General features: G+C 57.7%; 25 protein-coding genes. All 25 read left to right on the top strand.

The features are described from left to right. Positions 1 to 4: 4 nt before the first annotated feature. The 25 genes from fliE (at position 5) to NZD89_RS17600 (ending at position 20,709) form a co-directional block, all read left to right on the top strand. Positions 5 to 304: a flagellar hook-basal body complex protein FliE gene (gene fliE / locus NZD89_RS17720; RefSeq protein ID WP_268004109.1), complete on the top strand. Its 300-nt coding sequence runs from the start codon at positions 5 to 7 to the stop codon at positions 302 to 304. A gap of 26 nt (positions 305 to 330) precedes the next feature. Continuing rightward, the gene (fliF, locus tag NZD89_RS17715) at positions 331 to 1,860 is read left to right on the top strand and encodes a flagellar basal-body MS-ring/collar protein FliF (protein ID WP_268004108.1); all 1,530 of its coding nucleotides are present in this window, start codon (positions 331 to 333) and stop codon (positions 1,858 to 1,860) included. Between the two features lie 33 nt (positions 1,861 to 1,893). After that, positions 1,894 to 2,907 (top strand): flagellar motor switch protein FliG, encoded by a 1,014-nt coding sequence (gene fliG, locus NZD89_RS17710; protein ID WP_268004107.1) that lies wholly within the window; start codon positions 1,894 to 1,896, stop codon positions 2,905 to 2,907. A gap of 1 nt (position 2,908) precedes the next feature. Further along, positions 2,909 to 3,685, top strand: coding sequence for a FliH/SctL family protein (locus tag NZD89_RS17705; protein ID WP_268008525.1), 777 nt, complete (start codon positions 2,909 to 2,911; stop codon positions 3,683 to 3,685). Further along, positions 3,660 to 4,976, top strand: coding sequence for a FliI/YscN family ATPase (locus NZD89_RS17700; RefSeq protein WP_431308627.1), 1,317 nt, complete (start codon positions 3,660 to 3,662; stop codon positions 4,974 to 4,976). Before NZD89_RS17705 ends, NZD89_RS17700 begins: the two co-directional genes overlap by 26 nt. Positions 4,977 to 4,980: 4 nt before the next feature. Next, the gene (locus NZD89_RS17695; RefSeq protein ID WP_268004105.1) at positions 4,981 to 5,415 is read left to right on the top strand and encodes a hypothetical protein; all 435 of its coding nucleotides are present in this window, start codon (positions 4,981 to 4,983) and stop codon (positions 5,413 to 5,415) included. Next, entirely contained in the window at positions 5,415 to 6,074 is a 660-nt protein-coding gene (locus NZD89_RS17690; protein WP_268004104.1) for a magnesium transporter MgtE N-terminal domain-containing protein, read from the top strand. The genes NZD89_RS17695 and NZD89_RS17690 overlap by 1 nt, the downstream gene beginning before the upstream one ends. 40 nt (positions 6,075 to 6,114) lie before the next feature. Then, a complete protein-coding gene (locus NZD89_RS17685) occupies positions 6,115 to 7,296 on the top strand; it encodes a flagellar hook-length control protein FliK (protein ID WP_268004103.1) in 1,182 nt (393 codons plus the stop codon). A 21-nt stretch (positions 7,297 to 7,317) separates the two neighbouring features. Continuing rightward, complete coding sequence (locus NZD89_RS17680) at positions 7,318 to 7,761, top strand: flagellar hook capping FlgD N-terminal domain-containing protein (protein ID WP_268004102.1); 444 nt, start codon at positions 7,318 to 7,320, stop codon at positions 7,759 to 7,761. Then, positions 7,758 to 8,201, top strand: coding sequence for a hypothetical protein (locus NZD89_RS17675; protein WP_268004101.1), 444 nt, complete (start codon positions 7,758 to 7,760; stop codon positions 8,199 to 8,201). Before NZD89_RS17680 ends, NZD89_RS17675 begins: the two co-directional genes overlap by 4 nt. Positions 8,202 to 8,231: 30 nt before the next feature. Then, complete coding sequence (locus NZD89_RS17670; protein ID WP_268004100.1) at positions 8,232 to 9,131, top strand: flagellar hook-basal body complex protein; 900 nt, start codon at positions 8,232 to 8,234, stop codon at positions 9,129 to 9,131. Between the two features lie 63 nt (positions 9,132 to 9,194). Beyond that, entirely contained in the window at positions 9,195 to 9,410 is a 216-nt protein-coding gene (locus NZD89_RS17665; RefSeq protein ID WP_268008524.1) for a flagellar FlbD family protein, read from the top strand. Beyond that, positions 9,407 to 9,847, top strand: coding sequence for a flagellar basal body-associated FliL family protein (locus NZD89_RS17660; protein ID WP_268004099.1), 441 nt, complete (start codon positions 9,407 to 9,409; stop codon positions 9,845 to 9,847). Before NZD89_RS17665 ends, NZD89_RS17660 begins: the two co-directional genes overlap by 4 nt. Before the next feature lie 21 nt (positions 9,848 to 9,868). Further along, entirely contained in the window at positions 9,869 to 10,864 is a 996-nt protein-coding gene (gene fliM / locus NZD89_RS17655; RefSeq protein WP_268004098.1) for a flagellar motor switch protein FliM, read from the top strand. Between the two features lie 4 nt (positions 10,865 to 10,868). Continuing rightward, positions 10,869 to 12,050: a flagellar motor switch phosphatase FliY gene (gene fliY / locus NZD89_RS17650; protein WP_268008523.1), complete on the top strand. Its 1,182-nt coding sequence runs from the start codon at positions 10,869 to 10,871 to the stop codon at positions 12,048 to 12,050. Between the two features lie 30 nt (positions 12,051 to 12,080). Next, positions 12,081 to 12,440: a response regulator gene (locus NZD89_RS17645; RefSeq protein WP_268004097.1), complete on the top strand. Its 360-nt coding sequence runs from the start codon at positions 12,081 to 12,083 to the stop codon at positions 12,438 to 12,440. Between the two features lie 49 nt (positions 12,441 to 12,489). Beyond that, positions 12,490 to 12,909 (top strand): FliO/MopB family protein, encoded by a 420-nt coding sequence (locus NZD89_RS17640; protein ID WP_268008522.1) that lies wholly within the window; start codon positions 12,490 to 12,492, stop codon positions 12,907 to 12,909. A 19-nt stretch (positions 12,910 to 12,928) separates the two neighbouring features. Then, positions 12,929 to 13,738, top strand: coding sequence for a flagellar type III secretion system pore protein FliP (gene fliP, locus NZD89_RS17635; RefSeq protein WP_268008521.1), 810 nt, complete (start codon positions 12,929 to 12,931; stop codon positions 13,736 to 13,738). A gap of 37 nt (positions 13,739 to 13,775) precedes the next feature. Continuing rightward, entirely contained in the window at positions 13,776 to 14,027 is a 252-nt protein-coding gene (gene fliQ, locus NZD89_RS17630; RefSeq protein WP_371826346.1) for a flagellar biosynthesis protein FliQ, read from the top strand. A gap of 4 nt (positions 14,028 to 14,031) precedes the next feature. Beyond that, complete coding sequence (fliR, locus tag NZD89_RS17625; protein ID WP_268004095.1) at positions 14,032 to 14,805, top strand: flagellar biosynthetic protein FliR; 774 nt, start codon at positions 14,032 to 14,034, stop codon at positions 14,803 to 14,805. A gap of 5 nt (positions 14,806 to 14,810) precedes the next feature. Continuing rightward, positions 14,811 to 15,896: a flagellar biosynthesis protein FlhB gene (gene flhB / locus NZD89_RS17620; RefSeq protein WP_268004094.1), complete on the top strand. Its 1,086-nt coding sequence runs from the start codon at positions 14,811 to 14,813 to the stop codon at positions 15,894 to 15,896. A 6-nt stretch (positions 15,897 to 15,902) separates the two neighbouring features. Next, on the top strand, positions 15,903 to 17,945 hold the full coding sequence (gene flhA / locus NZD89_RS17615; protein ID WP_268004093.1) for a flagellar biosynthesis protein FlhA: 2,043 nt from the start codon (positions 15,903 to 15,905) through the stop codon (positions 17,943 to 17,945). Beyond that, positions 17,945 to 19,210, top strand: a complete 1,266-nt coding sequence (gene flhF / locus NZD89_RS17610) for a flagellar biosynthesis GTPase FlhF (protein ID WP_268004092.1) — start codon at positions 17,945 to 17,947, stop codon at positions 19,208 to 19,210. The genes flhA and flhF overlap by 1 nt, the downstream gene beginning before the upstream one ends. Continuing rightward, positions 19,203 to 20,114, top strand: a complete 912-nt coding sequence (locus tag NZD89_RS17605; RefSeq protein ID WP_268004091.1) for a P-loop NTPase — start codon at positions 19,203 to 19,205, stop codon at positions 20,112 to 20,114. The genes flhF and NZD89_RS17605 overlap by 8 nt, the downstream gene beginning before the upstream one ends. Then, positions 20,098 to 20,709: a CheB methylesterase domain-containing protein gene (locus NZD89_RS17600; RefSeq protein ID WP_268004090.1), complete on the top strand. Its 612-nt coding sequence runs from the start codon at positions 20,098 to 20,100 to the stop codon at positions 20,707 to 20,709. The genes NZD89_RS17605 and NZD89_RS17600 overlap by 17 nt, the downstream gene beginning before the upstream one ends. Positions 20,710 to 20,718: the final 9 nt, after the last annotated feature.

The raw sequence follows: 20,718 nt of genomic DNA, 5'->3' as shown, positions 1-20,718 counted from the left end.
AAGAATGGCGATTCAAGGCGTACAGTCCGCTTTGTCCGGAACGTTCGGACAGATGACTTCGACCCAGTCTCCCGCTGCGGGACAGACTAGCTTTTCCGACTTCTTGTCGCAGGAGCTAGACAAGGTGAACCAGATGAGCGATACGGCCGATCAGCTGGCTCAGTCCTATGCCACGGGTGGCTCCGTGACTGCGAGTCAATTGATGATAGCGGAACAGCAGGCGTCGCTCGCTGTCGATATGGTCACCCAGGTGGCCAGTCGAGTGACGAGCGCCTATCAGACAATGATGAACATGCAGGTTTGACAGCTATAGATAGAGGGTGAACCAACTTGAACGAAACCCTGCGTGGGATGTGGACGCGGGTCGTCGACCGCTGGACGTCTTTCTCACCCAACATGCGTCGGAATGTAATTGTGATTGCGGTGGCCGTGGTCGCGGCGCTCTCGGCCATGCTCTGGGTCGTGTCGCGTCCGCATTACGTGATGGTGATGAGCGGTTTAGACGATAAATCTTTAGGGCAAGTCCAGACCCAATTGCAGACGCTCAAAATCCCGAATGAAATCCAAGGGACTTCCGTCCTGGTTCCGTCGAAGGATGCAAACGAAGCGCGCGTCCAACTGGCGGAGGCGGGACTTCCGCAATCGGGGTACATCGGATATTCGAGTGTGAGCAATTCCCTCGGTATGACGCAGGATGAATTTAATATCCAGGTGTTGGACGCGCTGCAACAGAGCCTGAACGAAACGATTTCGAGTATTAATGGAGTCGAGTCGGCACAGGTACATATCGTCATGCCTCAGCAGCAATTGTTCGTCAGTCAACCCACAACGGACGCGAAAGCCTCGGTGTTTGTGACGCTCGGCAACGGAGTACAATTGTCCGCGGCCCAAGTCGCTGGAATTCAGCAGCTCGTGGCGCACTCCGTCACCGGTTTATCGGTGGACAACGTCTCGGTCGTAGATCAATACGGGAATACGCTCTCGAGCGTCTCCAGTACGGCGAACACGGCTGTGGGAGGGGCGTCCAGCGAGCTCGCGATGCGCCAGAGCGTCGAGAACGATATGACGCAAAAGCTGACTAGTGGCCTGCAGCAAATTGTCGGCCCGGATAACGCCGTCGTGGTTGTACACGCCAATGTGACGTTCAACCAGACGCAGAGTCAGACCCATGTCCTTCAAAATGCCCCGAATTCAACGACCGGTTTTGTGACCAGTCAGCAAGTTAACAGGTCGCAGTCGACGAATGGGAATGGTCAGGTGGGTGGACCCGCGGGTCAGGCCGGGAGCAACCCGAACAGCACCAGTTCGTATAGCGCGTCGAGTTCGACTGGAAACTCCAGCTCGTCACAGACGAACACGACGACGAACTACGATTACAGCTACCAAAACTCGACGACGACCGACGACCCAATGCAGATTCAGGGCTATAGTGTCGGCGTCCTCCTGAATAGTAACGACAAGTCCATCACGCCGGCTGAGGTCAAACAGATCAAGTCCTTTGTCACGAATTTAGTAGGTCAGAGCCCGACGACGCAGGGGGCGAATACCGTGTCTGTCTCGAGTGTGCCGTTTACGCCGACGCAGAACACGAGTCTTGGCTCCACGTCCTCGAACCTGACGCTCTATGGAGTTCTCGCACTCGTCGCGGCGCTTCTTTGCGTCGGCTTCTTCCTGTGGCGCAGGCGTAAACAATCGGCTCAGCTTACAGATATCCCCGCACGCGTCCAGGACGCCTACGACACCGAACTCGAGGAATTGCCGCCGACAGAAGACGAGTTGTTGATGAATCAGTTGATGGGGATGGCGCGTCAGCGCCCGGACGACTTTGCAAGCCTTCTGCGCACTTGGTTGTCTGAGTAAACATTTTTGCATTTTGAGCATCGGAGGCGACGAGTGGTGCAACGCCAACAGACACTCTCAGGTCGTCAGAAGGCTGCCGTCCTTCTCATCGCGCTTGGCCAGGATGTAGCGGCAAGCGTATTTAAGCGGCTGTCGCACGAAGAAGTCGAACAGCTTACTTTCGAGATAGCGAACGTCAGCAAGGTGAATTTTGAACAGCGGGAGCACATTCTCGAGGAATTTCGCGATCTCGCCATGGCCCGGGAATACATCCAGACGGGCGGCATTCAGTACGCGCGCGACGTACTCGAAAAGGCGCTCGGCGGAAAAGAGGCGGAGGACATCCTCAATCGGTTGACCTCCGCCCTGCAAGTTCGGCCGTTTCACTTCGCGCGCAAGGCGGATCCAAACCAGGTCCTTGGCTTCATCCAGGATGAGCACCCGCAGACGGTGGCGCTCGTGCTGTCGTACCTGGATGCGGATCAGGCGGCCATGATCATCTCCGCGTTACCGGCCGATTTGCAAGCGGACGTCGCGCGGAGGATCGCTACGATGAAAGGGACTTCACCGGATGTCATCGCCGAAGTCGAGGATATCCTCGAGTCGAAGTTGTCGACGATGACGACGGTGGACAGTGCGCAGGCCGGTGGTATCGAAGCCATCGTGAAGATCTTAAACGGCGTAGATCGCAGCACGGAGAAAGGGATTCTTGAAAAGCTGTCGACGAAGGACCCGGATCTCGTGGACGAGATCAAGAAGCGGATGTTCGTTTTCGAGGACATCATCTTCCTCGACGGCAAGGCGATTCAGCGCGTCATCCGCGAGGTGGACGCGCGGGACCTCCAACTGGCTCTCAAGGTATCTCGAGACGATGTCAAGGAAGTTTTGTTCAACAACATGTCCAAGCGGATGGCCGAGACGTTTCAGGAGGACATGGAGTACATGGGCCCCGTCCGCCTGCGCGACGTCGAGGATGCACAGCAGCGCATAGTAGGTGTCATCAGGCATCTTGAAGATCTCGGAGAGATTGTGGTATCGCACGGCGGAGGTGACGACATCATTGTCTAACGTGCTGAAGCACCTGACCTCGACGTGGTTGCCAGACGGAATGCAACCTATCCCGATAGCGACGACCGAGGCGGAGGTTGCGGTCGGCCTGGACCCATTGGATGTCGAAGCGGAGCTTGTGGTCGATTCGGCGGCCATCCTAGCCGAGGCGGAAGCTGCGTGTGAACAGATGCTCGCGAATGCGACGGCACAGGCCCGAGACCTGGTGGAGCGCGCGCGCGCGGAGGCGGAAAGCGTCCGTCTGGCGGCAGAACACGCTGGCTTCGAAGAGGGCCTTCGCCGCGGAAGAGAGGAAGCGAACGTGGCGTTTGGCGAGTGGAAGGCGCAGGAGCAAGCGGCCCTGACAGCCATAGCGCAAGGCATCGACGAGCAACGCGCACAGAGTATCGCGGCACTGCAGCCTGTCGTCGAGGAAGTGGCGATGGCCGCAGTGCAGAAGTTGCTCTATCGCGAATTGGCGACCGAGCCTGCGGACATCGGTTCCATGGTCGAAGAGTTGCTCCACTACGTCATCCATAGTACCTCGGTCCAGGTGCGGGTTCATCCGGACGACTATACCGCGGCTCGTCAAGCCCACCCGAAGTGGAAGATGTTGAATTACGGGGAGTGGGAGATCACGGTCGTCCCTGATCCCGCGTTGTCGCCCGGAGACTGCGATATTCGCGGAACCGGTGGGCGCGTGGACGCGACGGTCCGCACGAGACTGGATGAGTTGCGACACACCCTACACCAGTTGACGTTACAGCAGGGGGATGCCGTCGGTGGAACAGACACTTAGAGCGTTCGTCGCACAGTTGCCGACTGCCACACTCGTCAAGGTCTACGGCAGGGTCACGAAAGTCATCGGCATGACGGTCGAATCGAGCGGTCCTTTGGCGAGCCTCGGCGACATCTGCCTCATTCACGGCCATCGATCGCAGTGCAGAGCAGAGGTCATCGGCTTTCGCGAGGGGAATCTCATTCTCGTGCCACTGGGTGAACTGGGCGACATCGGTCCTGGTGCGGACGTGCTCGCGCTGCACACGCGGTTGACGGTCAACTGCGGTACAGGGCTGCTCGGGCGCATTGTCGATGGACTCGGTCAGCCTATGGATGGGTTAGGACCTGTCCGCGACGTGGTGCCGCGAGAGATTGAACAGATGCCGGTAGATCCCTTGCGGCGGCGGCGGATCGAACACGCTGTGCAAACGGGAGTCCGCGTCATCGACGGTCTACTCACGGTCGGGAACGGCCAGCGCGTCGGGATTTTCGCGGGCAGCGGCGTTGGCAAGAGCACGCTGCTCTCGATGATCGCACGGGGAACCGAGGCGGACGTCAATGTGATTGCGCTCGTGGGCGAGCGTGGGCGCGAAGTGCGCGAGTTTATCGAACGCGATCTCGGCGATGAAGGCTTAAAGCGAAGTGTGGTGGTGGTTGCGACCTCTGACCAACCGGCGCTCATTCGGCTGAAGGCCGCGTTTGTGGCCACGGCCATCGCCGAACACTTTCGCGACGAAGGGCTCCACGTCAATTTTATGATGGACTCGGTCACCCGGTTTGCGATGGCGCAACGCGAGGTGGGTTTGGCGGCTGGCGAGCCTCCAACCGCGAGGGGATACACTCCTTCCGTGTTCGCGGCGATGCCAAAACTGCTCGAGCGCACGGGACCGGGTGAGATTGGCTCCATCACCGCATTTTACACGGTGCTGGTGGACGGGGACGACATGAATGACCCGATAGCCGATACGGTTCGCGGGATTCTCGACGGGCATATCGTCTTGTCGCGAAAGCTTGCGAATGCAGGACATTTCCCTGCTGTTGACGTATTGAGCAGTGTATCTCGACTGTTTTCGACAGTGGCCGACAATCGGCATCAAAGCGCCGCCCAGCTCGCCCGGACGTGGTTGAGCCGGTTTCGCGACGTGGAGGACCTGCTGCGCATTGGCGCGTACCGTCCAGGCTCAGATGCGGATACCGACATGGCGATTGCGAAGGTGCCTGAGGTAAACGCTCTGCTCACGCAGGGGACGGAAGATTTGACTGACATGTCGACGACGATTGAGACATTGGGTCAGATTACGGGGGTGTGACGACGTGCGTGAATTCACAGCTTTCGCCACGCGACTCCAGAAGCTGAAGCAGGATTTGCAGGAGATTGAGGAATCGGCCTACTCGCGCTTGTTACAGGAGCAACAGGCACTTCAGTCGCAGTGGCAGCAACTGAACGAGCGGTCGCAGGAGACGAGGGAGCGATTGGCGGAGGCCGCGGGCATCTCGTACGTTCGGTCTTACGCGTCCTATCAGGCGTCCCTCGAGGTGCGAAAGCAGCAGCTCGAACGCGAGTGGGAGGCTTTGCAGGGGCATGTCCACGTGCAGCAAGGGAAGTTGCGCGATGCTTATTTCGAGCAGGAAAAATGGTCTCGAATCGCAAGTGATGCGCGGGCGTCCGACAGGTTGGACGCACTGCGCAAGTCTCAGGTAGAGGCGGACGACGAGGCGTTGAAGAGATTTAAAAGGACGGATCCTTGATGGCGACGAAGGTGAACGCTCAAAAGACAGTTCCAAAAAAGGTCGAGCAAAGTGAACGCCGTGGGATGAGTCGATTGGCTTGGATTGTCTTCGTTGGCGTCATTCCAATTATCGTGGCTGCAACTGTCATCGGCGTGGCGCTGCAGTTCGTCGGCGTCCCGGTTTGGCAGACGTCGCTCCAAGTGCTCGGGCTGCGCCACGGCGTTTCGACGTCACAGGCCGGGCTCAGCGCCGCCGAGCAGAAGGTGCAGGCCGACCAACAAGAGATTTCGACATTGCAGTCTAAAAATACGGCGCTCGCACAGCAGTCAGCGGCACAGCAAAGTCAGATTCAGGCTCTGCAGAATCAACTGCAAACGATGGGAAAGGAACAACAGGTCACGACCAATCACCTGCAAAGCGCGCAACAGGAAGCCAAGATCCTCGCGCAGATGGACGCGCAGGCCGCAGCGTCGGTCCTGCAAAAAATGGGGGCAAGTGAGGCGGCCTGGGTCGTCGCGGCGATGCCAGCAGACACGTCCGGCCCGATTGTAGAGGACTTGCCGACCGCGTTCGCGAGCACGGTGGTTCAACAGGCGGCCGACGATTCACAGCTGGCGGCAGCGAGTACGAGTAACTCGACCGCGAATTCGACAGCGACTGCTGGGACGGCTCCTTGACATCGCGCCACTCCATTTCCTTGAAGGGGGGTGAAAAAGCATGCAAGTATCGCGCAAAGGTGCGGGTTCCGCGCCGCTAGTTGACGGCGGGGTCGCCGGCGTGTCGGACAGCCTGCAAAATGGCGCTGTGTTTGATGACCTTCTCCTGGCCATGCTCGGGACAAACGGCACGTCTGCCTTCCAAGGCATCGCGCACAAGAGTGGGCCATCGGAGGCGAGTACACGTGCAGTCGCATCGGCGAATTCGTTTAAAACGACCGCGCAACACGCGCCACTGGGCGGGAATCGCTTTGGCGAATCGACCGGGGGCAAACTGGCCGGATCTGGTGAGGAGAGGAAGTCGACAGCCGGTAGTGAGGTGGCGGACGCGCTCGACTTGGCCAGTATGGCGGATGGACAAGTGTCGGCTGACGAAGAGGCTGGTGTTGTGGTCTCTTTGGTGAACGCTGACAAGAATCCGACCGCTCGTGTGGGACTGCGCGGCGCAAAGTCCACGACCGACATCGCCTCGTCGCCGACTACTTCGGGACAAAACCCAGGGAGCGGTGTGCGAACCTCTGACAGTGCTGGTCTGACGACGCCGGATTTGAGGGTCGCGACGCTCTTGTCGAAAGCGAATCACACGAGTCATCGGGAGTCGTCTACAGGCAGTGAGACAAGCCGTTCAGCAGATGAACGAGCCCTGTCGCCCGCAACTGGTGAGAGTGGGCAGTTGGCAGCCGTGACAGCCGGCGCGGTGGAGTCGAATGCATCGCTACCAGCGGGGCAGACGAGCAAGGCCGTGCAAGTAGACGTCCGCCAGCCGGATGCACTTTCGCAGTTTGGCCAGTTGATCTCGGTGAAGGCCGACGCGGGCAACTCGAAGCTTCAAGTACAAATTTTGCCGCAGGGCATGGGTCAACTCGGTGTGACCGTCACCAAGGGCGCAGATGGCTTGCAGATCCAGGTGGTCGCCAGTCAAGCCGCCACGTTTGCGTGGTTGAATCAGCAAATGCCCGCTTTACAGCAAAATCTTCAGGAACTCGGCTTGAACGTCTCCAACTTCCAACTGTCGTATGGGCAAAGCGATGCGCAGACTGGAGGAGAGGGGCAACGTCAACAACAGCCTTCGCCAGAGCGATCGTCAAGTGCGCCTAGGGCGTCCGGCGACACGTTGACCGCTGCGGAAGCGGTCGCCGCAACGCCTGTCCAACACAGGGGTGACATTAGTCTTTCTATCTGACGTGGAAGGGAGGAAATATGGATGGCATCGTCTATTTCGTCTACTTCGTCCACTGCGCAAACTGCGCAGTCGCAATCCGGATCGACCACAGTGCTCAACCAGAGTGCTACGCTCGGTGAGGATTCATTCTTACAGCTGCTGGTGGCGCAACTTCAGAATCAAGACCCGCTCGACCCGCAAGACAACACGCAGATGGTGGCGCAGTTGGCACAGTTTAGCGCGCTCGAGCAGATGACGAACGTGGCCAACACCGACTCGCAGGTCCTGTCCGCTATTCAGTCGTTACAATCGGTGACTTCGATGGCGTTTGAGCATCAGCTCATCGGTACGAACATCTCCGTCGACGACGGCAGCGGCAATACGGTGACAGGGCAGGTGTCGTCAATCAAGATATCGAACGGCGAGGCGCAGGTTGTGGTCAACGGCACATCGTATCCGCTGTCGCAGGTGGTGCAGATGTCGTGAGTGACTTGCACAATGCCATTTCCACGTGGCGGCCGTTGACGCCCGCTCTGTCGTCGAGCTCTGCGAAACCTGGACGAGCCGCAGATGCGGGTGAAACGTTTCAGGCGGCGCTATCGGCGGCGGCGGATCGGCAAAGCGGCACGTGGAACATCAGCGCCCACGCGCAACAGCGCCTGGCTCAACGGGGCCTTTCGCTGTCGCAATCAGACCTTGTCGCCATGGATCAGGTGGCGAATCAGGCTCAGTCGAAAGGTTCGAAGAACGCCTACATGATTGTCGGACAGGCTGGTCTGGTCGTGAATCTGCCATCGCGCACTGTGGTGACCGCGATGCAACATGAACCGAATACCATCGTAACGCAAATTGATAGCGTCGTTGTCGTGAACAAGCCGGACCACGTGCGTGGAAGCTTGCCTATCGGGGATCGACTGAACCGATAGGGCGACGCAACTCCAGGAGGATGACCATTTATGCTTCGTTCCATGAGTTCTGCGATTTCGGGTATGCAGGCATTTCAAACGGATCTCGACGTCGTGGGCAACAATATCGCGAACGTCAACACGGTTGGGTTCAAGGCTTCGAGGACCGATTTTGGCGACGTGCTCAGCCAAACGCTGTCGGGTGGCAACGCGGGCACGGCGGGTGGGCTTGGCGGCACGAATCCGCAGCAGGTGGGCCTCGGTGTCAAGGTGACCGATACGCAGTTGGACATGTCCGGCGGCCCTGACCAGACGACGAGCAGCCCCACGGACTTAGCCATCAACAACGCAGGATTTTTCGTCGTGAAGTCGAATACTGGCGCGGCGACGTCTGGCTCTACATATCTCACGCGCGCAGGTAACTTTACGGTGGATAGCAACGACGATTTGGTCCTGCCGAACGGATTTGTCGCGATGGGGTTTGCGGGTTCGACCGCACCGAGTGCGACGACGTCGGAAAGTAGCCTCGCGCCGGTCAACTTACAGACGATGTTCGCTGGCGTCGCCCCAGCTGGCGTAACGCTGCCCTCATCGCCGAACGTCCAAATCGGTGAGGATGGGAGCATCAACGTCACGGGCAGCGACGGGAACACGTATACGGTCGGGTATATGGCGCTCGGCACGGTTCCCAACCCTGCGGGGTTGGAGAAGGTCGGCGACAACATGTATGGTGTAGTTCCGTCCGCAGGCCAGTTGACCTATGCGCCACCCAACGACACGGCTGCAGGTACAGGGACGCTGTCGTCTGGCGAACTCGAGATGTCGAATGTCGACCTTTCGAACGAGTTTTCCGAGATGATTGTGGCGCAGAACGGCTACGTGGCCAACACGCACATGATTGGCACAGACAACACAATCCTTCAGGCTCTTGTCAACATGAAGAACTCGTAATACTGATTGAGGGGGCGCGCGCTCTTTTTGGGGCGCGCGCCGCAGGGGAAAGAGAGAGAGAGAATGGTTCGGCTGACGCGGCTAAATGGCTCTGAACTTTGGTTAAACCCTTTGCTCATCGAGAGCGTAGAGGCGACGCCTGATTCTGTCATCACGTTGTCCAATGGGCACAAGTATATCGTTTCGGAGAAGCCAGGCGTGATTGAACAGTTGATCGCCGATTTCTACCGCGGGATTGGCTTGGTTGCGGCCGATGCGGGTAAGGGGGTAAGCAAGTGAAGAGTCCAGTGCGGGTGATGCTTGTCATCATCCTCATCATTCTCGTGGTCGCGGGTGGCGCTGTGGCGACTGCGATGTATCTGAAACATCACCGCCATTTGGCTGCGACGACGGCGACACACCAGCTATCGGCCAAGGATGCCGCGGCATTGCAGGTGACGTTGCCGCAGATGACAACCAATCTGCAGACGTCCGGACTCATCCAATTTACGTTGACGCTCCAGGCGGATAAGAAATCTACCAAGAACGAACTCAGCTTGATGCAGAACCAAATCGAAGACAGCATCAACCAGATTATGAGGCAGTACACGTCCGATGAGCTGCGTAACGACAAGGGATTGAACAGCCTCAAACAGACGATTTTGAAAAGCGTCAACGGCATGCTGCAAACGGGTAGCGTGACGAACATCTATTTTTCGCAGGTGCTCGTGCAATAAGTCGGGAAGGGGGCGAACGCCGTGTCTGAAGTTCTATCACAATCCGAAATCGATGCGCTCTTGTCGGCCATTCACAACGGCGAGATCGATGCGAACGAAATTCGATCAGACGATCGCGCCTCGCGGGTCCGTTCCTACGATTTTCGCCGAGCCATGCGGTTTTCCAAGGATCACCTGCGCGCGTTGCGACGAATCCACGAGCACTTTTCACGGCTGTTGACCACGCATTTGTCGGGACAACTGCGGACCGTGATTCAAATCCAGGTGGAGTCGGTCGACCAAGTGCCGTACGAGGAGTTCATTCGATCGATTCCGATGTTAACCGTACTGCAGTTGATGGAGATGACACCGCTGGAAGGGCGCGTCGTACTCGAGATGAACCCTCAGGTCGTCTTTGCCATGCTCGATCGGTTCATGGGCGGGGACAACGCAGGTCCATACCGAGAACGGGAACTCACGGATATTGAAACGACGCTCATGCGGCGACTGATGACGCCAGCGGCTGATCTGATTGCAGAGTCCTGGAGGGGCGTCGCGGAGGTCGAGCCGGAGTTTGTCGGGCTTGAGAGCAATCCGCAGTTCCTCCAGCTCACGACCCCAAACGAGACCGTACTGGTGATTGCGATGAGCGTTCGCATTGGCGATACGACGGGGCTTATCAACTTGTGCATTCCGCATACCACCGTGGAACCGATCATGCCTACGCTTAACAATCGCCATTTCATGGACTCCGGCCGCAGACGTCAGCTGGAACCAGAGGAAGACGAGATGGTCAAGACGCACGTGCTAAAAGTTCCGGTAGATGTGGAAGTACAGTTGGGATCGACAGAGCTTACGGTAAACGACGTATTGAATTTGGAAGTCGGTGACACTGTTCTCCTACGCCAGTCGATTCGCGACCCTGCCCTCGTCTTTGTCGATGGAACTGCTGCGTACTGGGGAAGCATCGGGAAGCGTAACCGAAATTACGCCATCAAAATTTTGCGCGAATGGGAGGGGGCTAGCGACAGTGAGTGACCAGATGAAACTGTCTCAAGAAGAAATAGATGCACTGCTCAGTGGCGGGAATCCGCCGACCGGTCCCACCGAGTTGTTGAGCCCCGAGGAGGCCGATACGCTCGGGGAGATTGGCAACATCAGTTTCGGTTCAGCCGCGACGTCTCTCTCTACGCTGCTGCAGCACCGGGTGGACATCACGACTCCGACGGTCACCATCATTGACTCCGCATCTGTCAAAGAAAATTTCCCGCAGCCGTATGTCATGGTCGCCGTGGAATTCACCGAGGGATTGCTTGGGTCGAATGCGCTCGCTATCGAACTCAACGACGCGAAAACCATCGCGGACCTGATGATGGGCGGCGACGGGACGAACGTCGAAGGGGAACTTAACGAGTTGCACCTGAGTGCGGTCGGAGAGGCGATGAACCAGATGATGGGCGGGGCGGCGACGTCGATGAGCCAGATGTTAGGGCGCTACATCAACATTTCGCCGCCGACAGTGGAAATCATCGATTTTTCCACGCCGGGAAGCCATTCGTTTGTGGGCGAAGGCGAAGTGGTCAACGTCCAGTTTCAACTGAAGGTCGGGGACCTCATCGATTCGCGTATCATGCAGTTGTTGCCGCTGAGTTTTGCGCGGGACATGGTGTCGACATTGCTCATGGGGCCAGTTCCTGAGAATCAGGTGAATGAGGTCTCGCGGGCAGAGGCTCCGACCGGGACGTCTGTGGCCGCACAAACTCTAGCGGCCGAGCCAATGGCGGCAGCGCGGGTGGAACCGGCCGTCGTCGAGACAGTACCATCTGTGAGCGCGGCACATGGCGCCTACTCCGCGATGGCGAGCGCGCCGGCCGCAAAATCGGAGGCTTCGCCGCAAAACCCAATTCACGTGCGGCAACCGGAGTTTGCCGATTTCGACGACGTGCCCGTCTCGACCGTGCCTCCGCGGAATCTATCGCTCCTATTCGACGTTCCACTGAACGTGACGGTTGAGTTGGGAAGGGCCAAGAAGATGGTTCGAGAAATCCTCGAGTTAGGTCCCGGTTCGATTTTGGAATTGGACAAACTGGCGGGCGAGCCGGTCGACATCTTGGTAAACAACAAGCGCATCGCCATTGGCGAGGTCGTCGTCATCGACGAGAATTTTGGCGTGCGCGTGACAGATATCATCAGCCAGGACCAACGGGTGACCAAGCTATCCTGATACGACTACACATTCGATGAGGTGACGAATTTGGCTAAGATTTTAGTTGTGGACGATGCGGCTTTTATGCGGATGATGATCAAGGACATCCTCTCCAAAAACGGGTTCGAAGTGGTCGGTGAGGCTGCGGATGGCGCACAGGCCGTCGAGCGATACCAGGAGTTAAGTCCGGATCTTGTGACGATGGATATCACCATGCCGGAGGTGGACGGGATCGAGGCCCTGAAGCGGATTCGCGCAATCGATTCAGAGGCCAGGGTCATCGTGTGTTCCGCGATGGGGCAGCAGGCGATGGTGATCGACGCGATTCAGGCTGGGGCAAAGGACTTTATCGTCAAGCCATTCCAGGCGGATCGCGTGATCGAGGCCGTTCAAAAGGCGCTGCGCTGACGATGAAGCAGATGACAATTTGGGCGCGAACGCCGGAGGTGCGCAGGTGATGGGCCTCGGTGAGATGCCAAGTGTCCGTGCGGCGACGAATTCGACGACTACAGCGAGCACGAGCTTTGCGACGGGGACGACGGCGGCTCACGCCATCATCAACCTGGTCATCGCGCTGGTCGTCGTCGTTCTGTTGATCGTTTTGCTCGTGCGCTTTCTCGCAAAACGTGCAAACGTACAGCAGAGGGGGGCCATTCAGGTGATCGCCGCGCGGCAGTTGGCGCCAAACCGGTCCGTGCAGGTGGTAGAAGTGGGCGACAAGCGCTACCTGATTGGCGTCGGAGAAGATGTTCGGTTGTTGGCCGAAGTCACGGACAGCTATGAATCATTCTCCCCGGATGCCGACAAGGCGTCCTTTGGGCAGGCATTGGGGAACGCACTGGCTGAACTGCGTCGGAATCAACACCGGGATGGATAGGAGAGCGGCGGTGAAAACGATGTTGAAATTGGGATTGCGCAACCGCTGGTTATGGTTAGGCGGCGCTGCGCTTCTGTGCGTGTGGTGGATTTGTGGCACGTTCAGTTGCGTTCACGCGGCGACGACTGACGGTACTTCTATCCTTCCGGGGTTAAACGTGAGTGTCGGAAGCGGAAGTGGTCCGAGCTCTGTCGCGGACACGGTGAAGATCATTCTCCTGTTGACGGTTCTGACGCTCGCGCCGGCCGCACTGATTCTGATGACCTGCTTTACCCGGGTGATTGTCGTGTTGTCGTTCATTCGTAACGCCCTGTCGCTGCAAACGACTCCACCGAACCAAGTTCTTGTGGGTCTGGCTTTATTTATTACGATGTTTATCATGCAGCCGACACTTCAACAAGCGAACCAACACGCTTTACAGCCGTATTTGGACGGCAAGATCTCACAGACGGTGGCCTTGCAGCGAGCGGAGCTCCCGTTCAAGGTGTTTATGGAAAAACAGACGCGCATCACCGACTTGGAATTGTTCATGCAGTACCGACACGAGACGATGCCGCAGGATGTGTCCAAACATCCGCAATCCATCCCCCTGAGTGCGCTTGTGCCTGCGTACACCATCAGTGAGTTGAAGACGGCTTTTCAAATTGGCTTTATGATCTATCTTCCTTTTTTGGTGATTGATTTGGTCGTCGCCACGACGCTGATGTCGATGGGCATGATGATGTTGCCTCCGGTGGTCATTTCGCTTCCGTTCAAAATCCTGTTGTTCGTCATGGTGGATGGTTGGTACCTCGTCGTTAAATCCCTGCTGGCAGGATATGCGACATAGCGCGCGGGAGGATGGAATTGTGAACGAAACTTTTGTAATGGGCCTCGGTGCGCAGATTATGTGGCTCGTCGTGAAACTTACTGCGCCGGTGCTCTTGCTCGGCCTGGCTGTGGGCTTATTAGTCAGTATTTTCCAAGCCACAACTCAGATTCAGGAACAGACTCTCGCTTTCGTTCCGAAAATCGTAGCGGTTATCGTGGCACTCTTGATTTTTGGCCCATGGATGTTGACCAATTTGACAGATTTTACGACGAATATCCTCTCGAATCTGATGAGCTACGTGATGTGACGCGATGAACTATCTTCTGCAACACTTTGACTTGTTTCTATTGGTCAGTTTGCGCATCATCGCCTTCGTCTCCACCTCGCCCCTCATGTCGATGAACGTGTGGCCGAGGTGGGCCAAGATCGGACTTGCATTCGGACTGGCTTACGTCGCGGCGCCGACCATCGACAGCGAGGTGCCGGACATTTTGACGAATCCGGGGGAATTTATCGTCGACGGTGCGATGGAGGCTGTCATCGGTCTCCTCCTCGGATTTATCGCCACGCTCGTGTTCTCGGCGATCTCTATCGCAGGGCAAGCGGTCGACATTCAGATTGGGTTTTCGATGGCTCAGCTCGTCGCACCTGGGTCTACGGCGCAGATGGGGATTATGGGGAATCTGTACAACCTGCTCTTTACGCTCTACTTTCTCGGTATGGGCGGATTGGACGGGATGATGCTCGCGATTCTGCAAAGTTTTCGCGTGATTCACATCGGGGTATTTCACCTGCCGAGCGATTGGCCGGGTACGCTTTTGCATCTGACTGGCCTCGTGATGTCGATGGGTGTCGAATTAGCTGCTCCGCTGCTTGCGGCGCTGTTTTTGAGTGACGTCACGTTTGCGTTTCTCTCGCGAGCGGTCCCACAGATGAACGTATTCGTCGTGGGTCTTCCCGTGAAGTTGTTCGCCGGCCTCGCCATGTTCGCCATCGTGATGCCAGGCACGATTTACCTGTTCAATCAACTTTTTTCGTTCGTGTTTAACCAATTACAAGTCGTTCTGCAAGCGATAGGGGGGTGAGTGCAGTGGTTGCGTTGCAACTGCAACGGTTTGCAAGTGGGGAAAAGACCGAGCGCGCTACGCAGAAACGCCGCGACGAAGCGCGGCGTGAGGGGAACGTTTCGCGGAGTCCGGAACTCACTTCGGCCCTGGCACTCACGGCTATTCTGGTCGCTTTGCGCGTGAGTGGACCGATGATTTGGGGCAGTTGGCAGTCACTCATGGAAAGGGACTTCACCATGCAGATTCCGTCCGAGTGGACGGTGAGCGCGGTGACGGAGATGTTGCTCGTTCAAGGGTCGATTGCGGTGAGAGCTTTGCTGCCCGTCGTCGGGATAGCGCTCGTCATCGGCGTGGCGGTGGCCGTCGCGCAGGTGCGCCCGATGTTCGTACCCAAGTTGTTGGCGCCTAAGTTCAGCCGGATTCAGCCGATAGAAGGTTTTAAGCGGATGTTCAGCGCGCGAACGCTCGTCGAGCTTTGCAAGTCCCTCTTAAAGCTGATGGTTGTCGGCCTCGTCGGGTATAGTGTCGTCGTGCCTTCAGCGGCGCGCATTCGTGGTTTTGTCGGGTTGGATGTCACCCAATTGCCGTATGCCGTCGGGAGTATGGTGTTCTCGCTGGGGATTCGCATCGCCGCAGCCATGGTGATGCTCGCCTTCTTCGATTTTCTGTACCAGCGATTCGAGTACGAGCGGGGACTCCGAATGACCAAACAGGACGTCAAGGACGAAATGAAGCAAATGGAAGGCAACCAGGAAGTGAAAGGCGTCATCCGCAAAAGGGCGCGGCAAATGGCCTTTCGACGCATGATGCAAGAGGTGCCGAAAGCGGACGTCATCGTGACCAACCCGACGCACTTTGCCATTGCGCTTAGGTATGACAGTACATCGATGTCGGCTCCGCACGTGGTCGCCAAGGGCGCCGATCTCTTGGCGCAGCGCATTAAGGCGCGCGCGGCCGAGGTGGGGGTTCCGATGGTGGAGAATCGCCCGTTGGCACAGACGTTGTACCGAGTTGCCGAGGTGGGAGACGCAGTACCTGCAGAATTGTTTCAGGCGGTTGCGGAAGTCCTTGCTTACGTGTATCGACTGAAGCAGGTGCCGAGGAGGTGATAAATCATGAAGTTGGCTAAGCGAACGGATATGTTCGTCATGTTGTTTGTGCTCGGGATTATTGTCATGATTGTCATCCCGGTACCGAAACCGCTGCTCAGCGTACTGATTATCGTCAATATCTTCGTGTCGATGACCATTCTGTTGGTGGCGATGAGCACGAAGGAACCGCTCGACTTCTCGGTGTTCCCGTCGATGCTTTTGATCACCACGCTGTTCCGATTGACGCTCAATATCTCCTCGACTCGCCTCATTCTTGGCCAAGCAGACGCAGGTAGCGTCATTAGGGCGTTCGGCAACTTCGTGATCAATGGCAACGCCGTCGTCGGATTTATGGTGTTTCTCATCATCATCATCGTGCAATTCATCGTCATTACCCGAGGTGCAGAGCGGGTCGCAGAGGTCGCGGCTCGGTTCACCTTGGACGCGATGCCGGGTAAGCAGATCGCCATCGACGCAGACCTGAACGCAGGGCTCATCACGGAGGACCAGGCGCGCCAGCGGCGCAAGACCATCGAGCGGGAAGCCGACTTTTATGGAGCGATGGATGGTGCTTCGAAGTTCGTGAAGGGCGACGCGATAGCCTCGATGCTCATCGTCGCCATCAACATCGTGGCGGGGTTCATCATCGGCATCGCGATGCACCACATGCCGTTTCAACAGGCACTGAGTACCTATACGCTGCTCTCTGTAGGCGATGGTCTGGTGAGTCAGATCCCCGCATTGCTTCTGTCGACCGCGACGGGCCTCATGGTTTCGCGGGCGGCGTCGGAGGGCAATCTTGGAACGGACGTCGTCTCGCAAGTGTTCGGCTATCCGCGTGCATTGTACGTCGTCGGAACGGTTATCTTCCTCCTTGGCGTACTGACGCCTATCGGGATTCTACCCGTCCTTCCGGTGTCCGCACTCGCAATATTGGGCGGCTGGCGGTTGCAAGTCACGAAGAAGCGCTTGCTGGCTAAGGAGGCAGAGGATACGGCGAGGACGGAACAGGCTCAGATTAAAAAACCAGAGAACGTGTACAACCTGTTGTCCGTTGAGCCGATTGAGTTTGAGTTTGGATATGGACTCATTCCGCTTGTTGACAGCAAACAAGGCGGGGACCTGCTCGAGCGCGTCGTCATGATTCGACGACAGTTGGCGATCGAACTCGGTCTGGTGATTCCGATGGTGCGCATGCGCGACAATATTCAACTCAAACCGACACAATATGCCATCAAATTAAGAGGGGTTCAGGTTGCGGAAGGCGAAATTGTGATGGGACATTGGTTGGCGTTGAGCCCCGGCATTGAAAATCCGTCCATCCAAGGCGTGCGGACGAAAGACCCTGCGTTTGGTCTGCCAGCCGTCTGGGTCAATCAGGGCATGCGCGTACAAGCGGAGGCCAATGGCTATACGGTCGTAGATCCCCCGTCTGTGATCGCGACGCATTTGACAGAAGTGTTACGCCGTCACGCACATGAATTGTTGGGGCGTCAGGAGACGAAGGCATTGCTTGACCACGTCAAGAACGGAACGCCCGCTGCCGTCGACGACGTCTACCCAAATCCGCTTTCACTTGGGCAGATTCAAAACGTGCTCAGCAATCTACTGCAAGAAAAGATCTCGATTCGAGACATGGTCACGATTCTGGAGACACTGGCCGACGCCGGTCGGCAGACACAGGATTCCGACGCTTTGACCGAACAGGTTCGCCAGGCCCTGGCGCGGCAGATTTGCAACCAATTTTCCGTTCCGGGCGAGCCGATGGCCGTCATCACGCTCTCTGCGGCGATGGAAGAGCGCGTTCAGCAGTCGCTCGTCGACCGTCCTGGCGGCGCGTTTATTGGTATGGATCCAGCAGAGGCCCAAGTTGTCATTAAGCGTTTGAAAGAGGAGTCGGGCAAGCTTCAGGCCCTCGGCAAGACGCCAGTTCTCTTGGTCCATCCGCAGTTGCGGTTACCGATTCGGCGCTGGATCGCAAGATATTTGCCCGATACGGTCGTGTTGTCCTACAACGAGTTGGATCCAACGGTTGAAATCCAAAGCGGCGGTGTGGTGAATCTCTGATGATAGTTAGAAGATATATTGTGCGGGACATGCCTGAAGCGGTGATGTCCATTCGAAAAGATCTCGGAAAAGACGCCGTCATTTTAAGCACGAAAAAAGTGCGGGTGAAAAAATGGCTCGGGCTTCGTTGGCAGACCCGATTGGAGGTCACGGCGGCGGTCGGCGGGGACATTCCGTTGCATCACCGGGATGCGGCGAGAGCGCAGGCGAAAGCGCCTGTCCCGCCCGTGACGGCCGTGACGGCCGTGACGACCGTCGAGGAGGACGCAGGACCGAGCGCTGGCACGCTGGAACGCGCGGGTGTTCAGGGGGCAGACCAGGACTTTGGGTCCGCACTCGCGTCCGCGTTCGACGCGTACCAGACCGCGACAAAGGCGGTCCACCCGGATGGACCCGCGTCCGATGTCCACGACGTGTTGCGCGAACTGGCGTCTTTGAAGGCGATGATCGCGGGCCAGCAAAAAGCTGGGATGCCTTCTCCAACTGTGTCGGAGTGCGTCGAGTTTTTGCGGGATCAGGGGATCGAAGTGGCACAGGCGCAAGCGTGGGTCGACCGCGCACTCGTCGGGGGGCACGAGGGTTTGCCTCTGGCAGCGGCCCTCGCAAAAGTCAACGAGGTCATTCTCTCCGATCTCGCCGATTTTGCCTCTCCTCTGCCCATCGGCCAAAACAGCCGAGTGGTGGCGTTTGTCGGGCCTACCGGCGTCGGGAAAACGACGTCCATCGCCAAAATCGCCGCATTGCACGTTTTGGCCGGGCAGCGCAAAGTCGGTTTGTTGACCACAGATACCTTCCGGATTGCCGCTGTCGAGCAACTCAGGACCTACGCGGACATCCTCGACATCCCATTGGTGGTCGTCGACGACGAGAGCCGGGCAGCTGCTGCGCTCGAACAGTTGAGCGGTTGCGACTTGATTCTCATCGATACGGCTGGTCGCAACTTTCGCAACGCCCAGACGGTTCGCTACACGGAGCAACTCCTCGCGAAACTTGCGCCAGACGAGACGATTCTGGTGGCATCCTTGACGGCCAAGGCGAACGATCTCGACGATCTTATCCGCGTCTGCGAGCCGATTCGCGTGGACAAGTTCCTCTTTACGAAGTACGACGAGACGAACTCGATTGGCAGCATTCCTCGACTGCTCACGAAGTACAGACGACCTTTGTCGTACGTCACGACAGGGCAAAACGTACCAGATGACATCGATATGTTGGCCGTCGACGAAATCCTCTCGAAATGGTTGGGAGGGCGCACGGATGAATGACCAAGCTGCTCGACTACGCGCCCGGATGCAGAGCGTGCTCGGGGAGTCGCCGACGCGCGATGCGCAGCCGAGACAGGCGAAGGTAATCGCGGTCGGAAGCGGGAAAGGCGGCGTGGGCAAATCCAATTTCTGCGTCAATTTCGGGTTGGCATTGGCCCGGCAGGGCGTTCGCGTGCTCGTCATGGATACAGATGTGGGGTTCGCCAATATCGAGGTATTGCTCAACGTGACGCCGTCGCACAACCTTCTCGACGTCCTTTCCGGCAGGCGCCTCGCGGACATCGTGGAACACTCGCCTTATGGGTTGTCGTTTATCTCTGGTGGAAACGGTCTGTTCGACAGCTCGGCGCTATCGATGGACGATTACCGGCGGTTGTTGAATGAGTTGCGAGGGCTGTGCACGATGTACGACCTCGTCCTCCTCGACTGTGGCGCTGGGGTCAATGAGGTAAGCCATCAGCTCATCGCGGCCAGCGATGAACTCATCTTAGTGACCACTCCGGAGCCGACGTCGATGACGGACGCGTACGCATTCATGAAATTTCTCGTGCACCGCAGCGGCCTTCCGACGACGCGCGTCGTCGTCAACCGGGCGATGACGTTCGCGGCGGCAAAGCGGTCGGCGGATACACTCATGGGCGTCACGACGAGATTCCTCGACGTTCGCATCGAGACGCTTGGCTATATCTTAGAGGATGCGACGGTCAGCGAGGCGGTCATGCGACAGGTACCTGTCATTCAACATGCGGGCGGAAGTCGTGCTTCTTCTTGTTACTTGCAAGTTGCAGCCAACTTTGTCCGACATGATGTAAAGACGCCCCGAGTCGGCGTATCTGGTTTTTTCGACCGGCTGCTCGGCTCGAGACTCCGAAAAGGTGGACGGGACAGTGGACATAGTGCCTGAAACGGGGCTAGCGAGGCTCAGGGCGATGGTTGTCATTGGCACGTCGACTGGTGGACCCAAGGCCTTGACCGAACTGTTCAGTGCCCTGCCGACGATGGATGGAGTGGCCTGCTGCGTCGTGCAACACATGCCGGCAGGATTCACTGCGAACTTAGCCAAACGTTTGAATGAACACTCGCAGTGGGCGGTCGCGGAAGGGCACAACGGGGATATCGTGCGAGCGGGGCACGCATACATCGCGCCTGGCGGGATGCATATGCGCGTGCAGTCGCAACTGCAGCACCTTTCGCTGTCGGTTCGCAAAGAAGAACCGATTGGAGGGCATCAGCCCTCTGTGGACGTATTGTTCCACTCGACGAAAGAATTGGCTCATCGGTTGCGGCTCGTTGGTGTACTGCTCACCGGTATGGGCAAAGACGGCGCGGATGGCCTTTGGCAACTTCGGCAGAGCGGTGCGCTCACCATTGCGGAGTCCCGCGAGACGGCTGTCATCTACGGTATGCCCAAAGCGGCAGTCGAGCGTGGGGCGGCAATGGAGATCGCGCCCTTAGGGAGCATCCCGGAGTTATTGTTGGCAAACTTGCAGCGCGCTTGAGTATGAGTT

Source organism: Alicyclobacillus fastidiosus (genome assembly GCF_026651875.1).
GTDB classification, from domain to species: Bacteria; Bacillota; Bacilli; order Alicyclobacillales; family Alicyclobacillaceae; genus Alicyclobacillus; species Alicyclobacillus fastidiosus.
The sequence above is the reverse complement of the archived record's forward strand: the minus strand, read 5'-3'. Positions and strand labels throughout refer to the sequence as shown.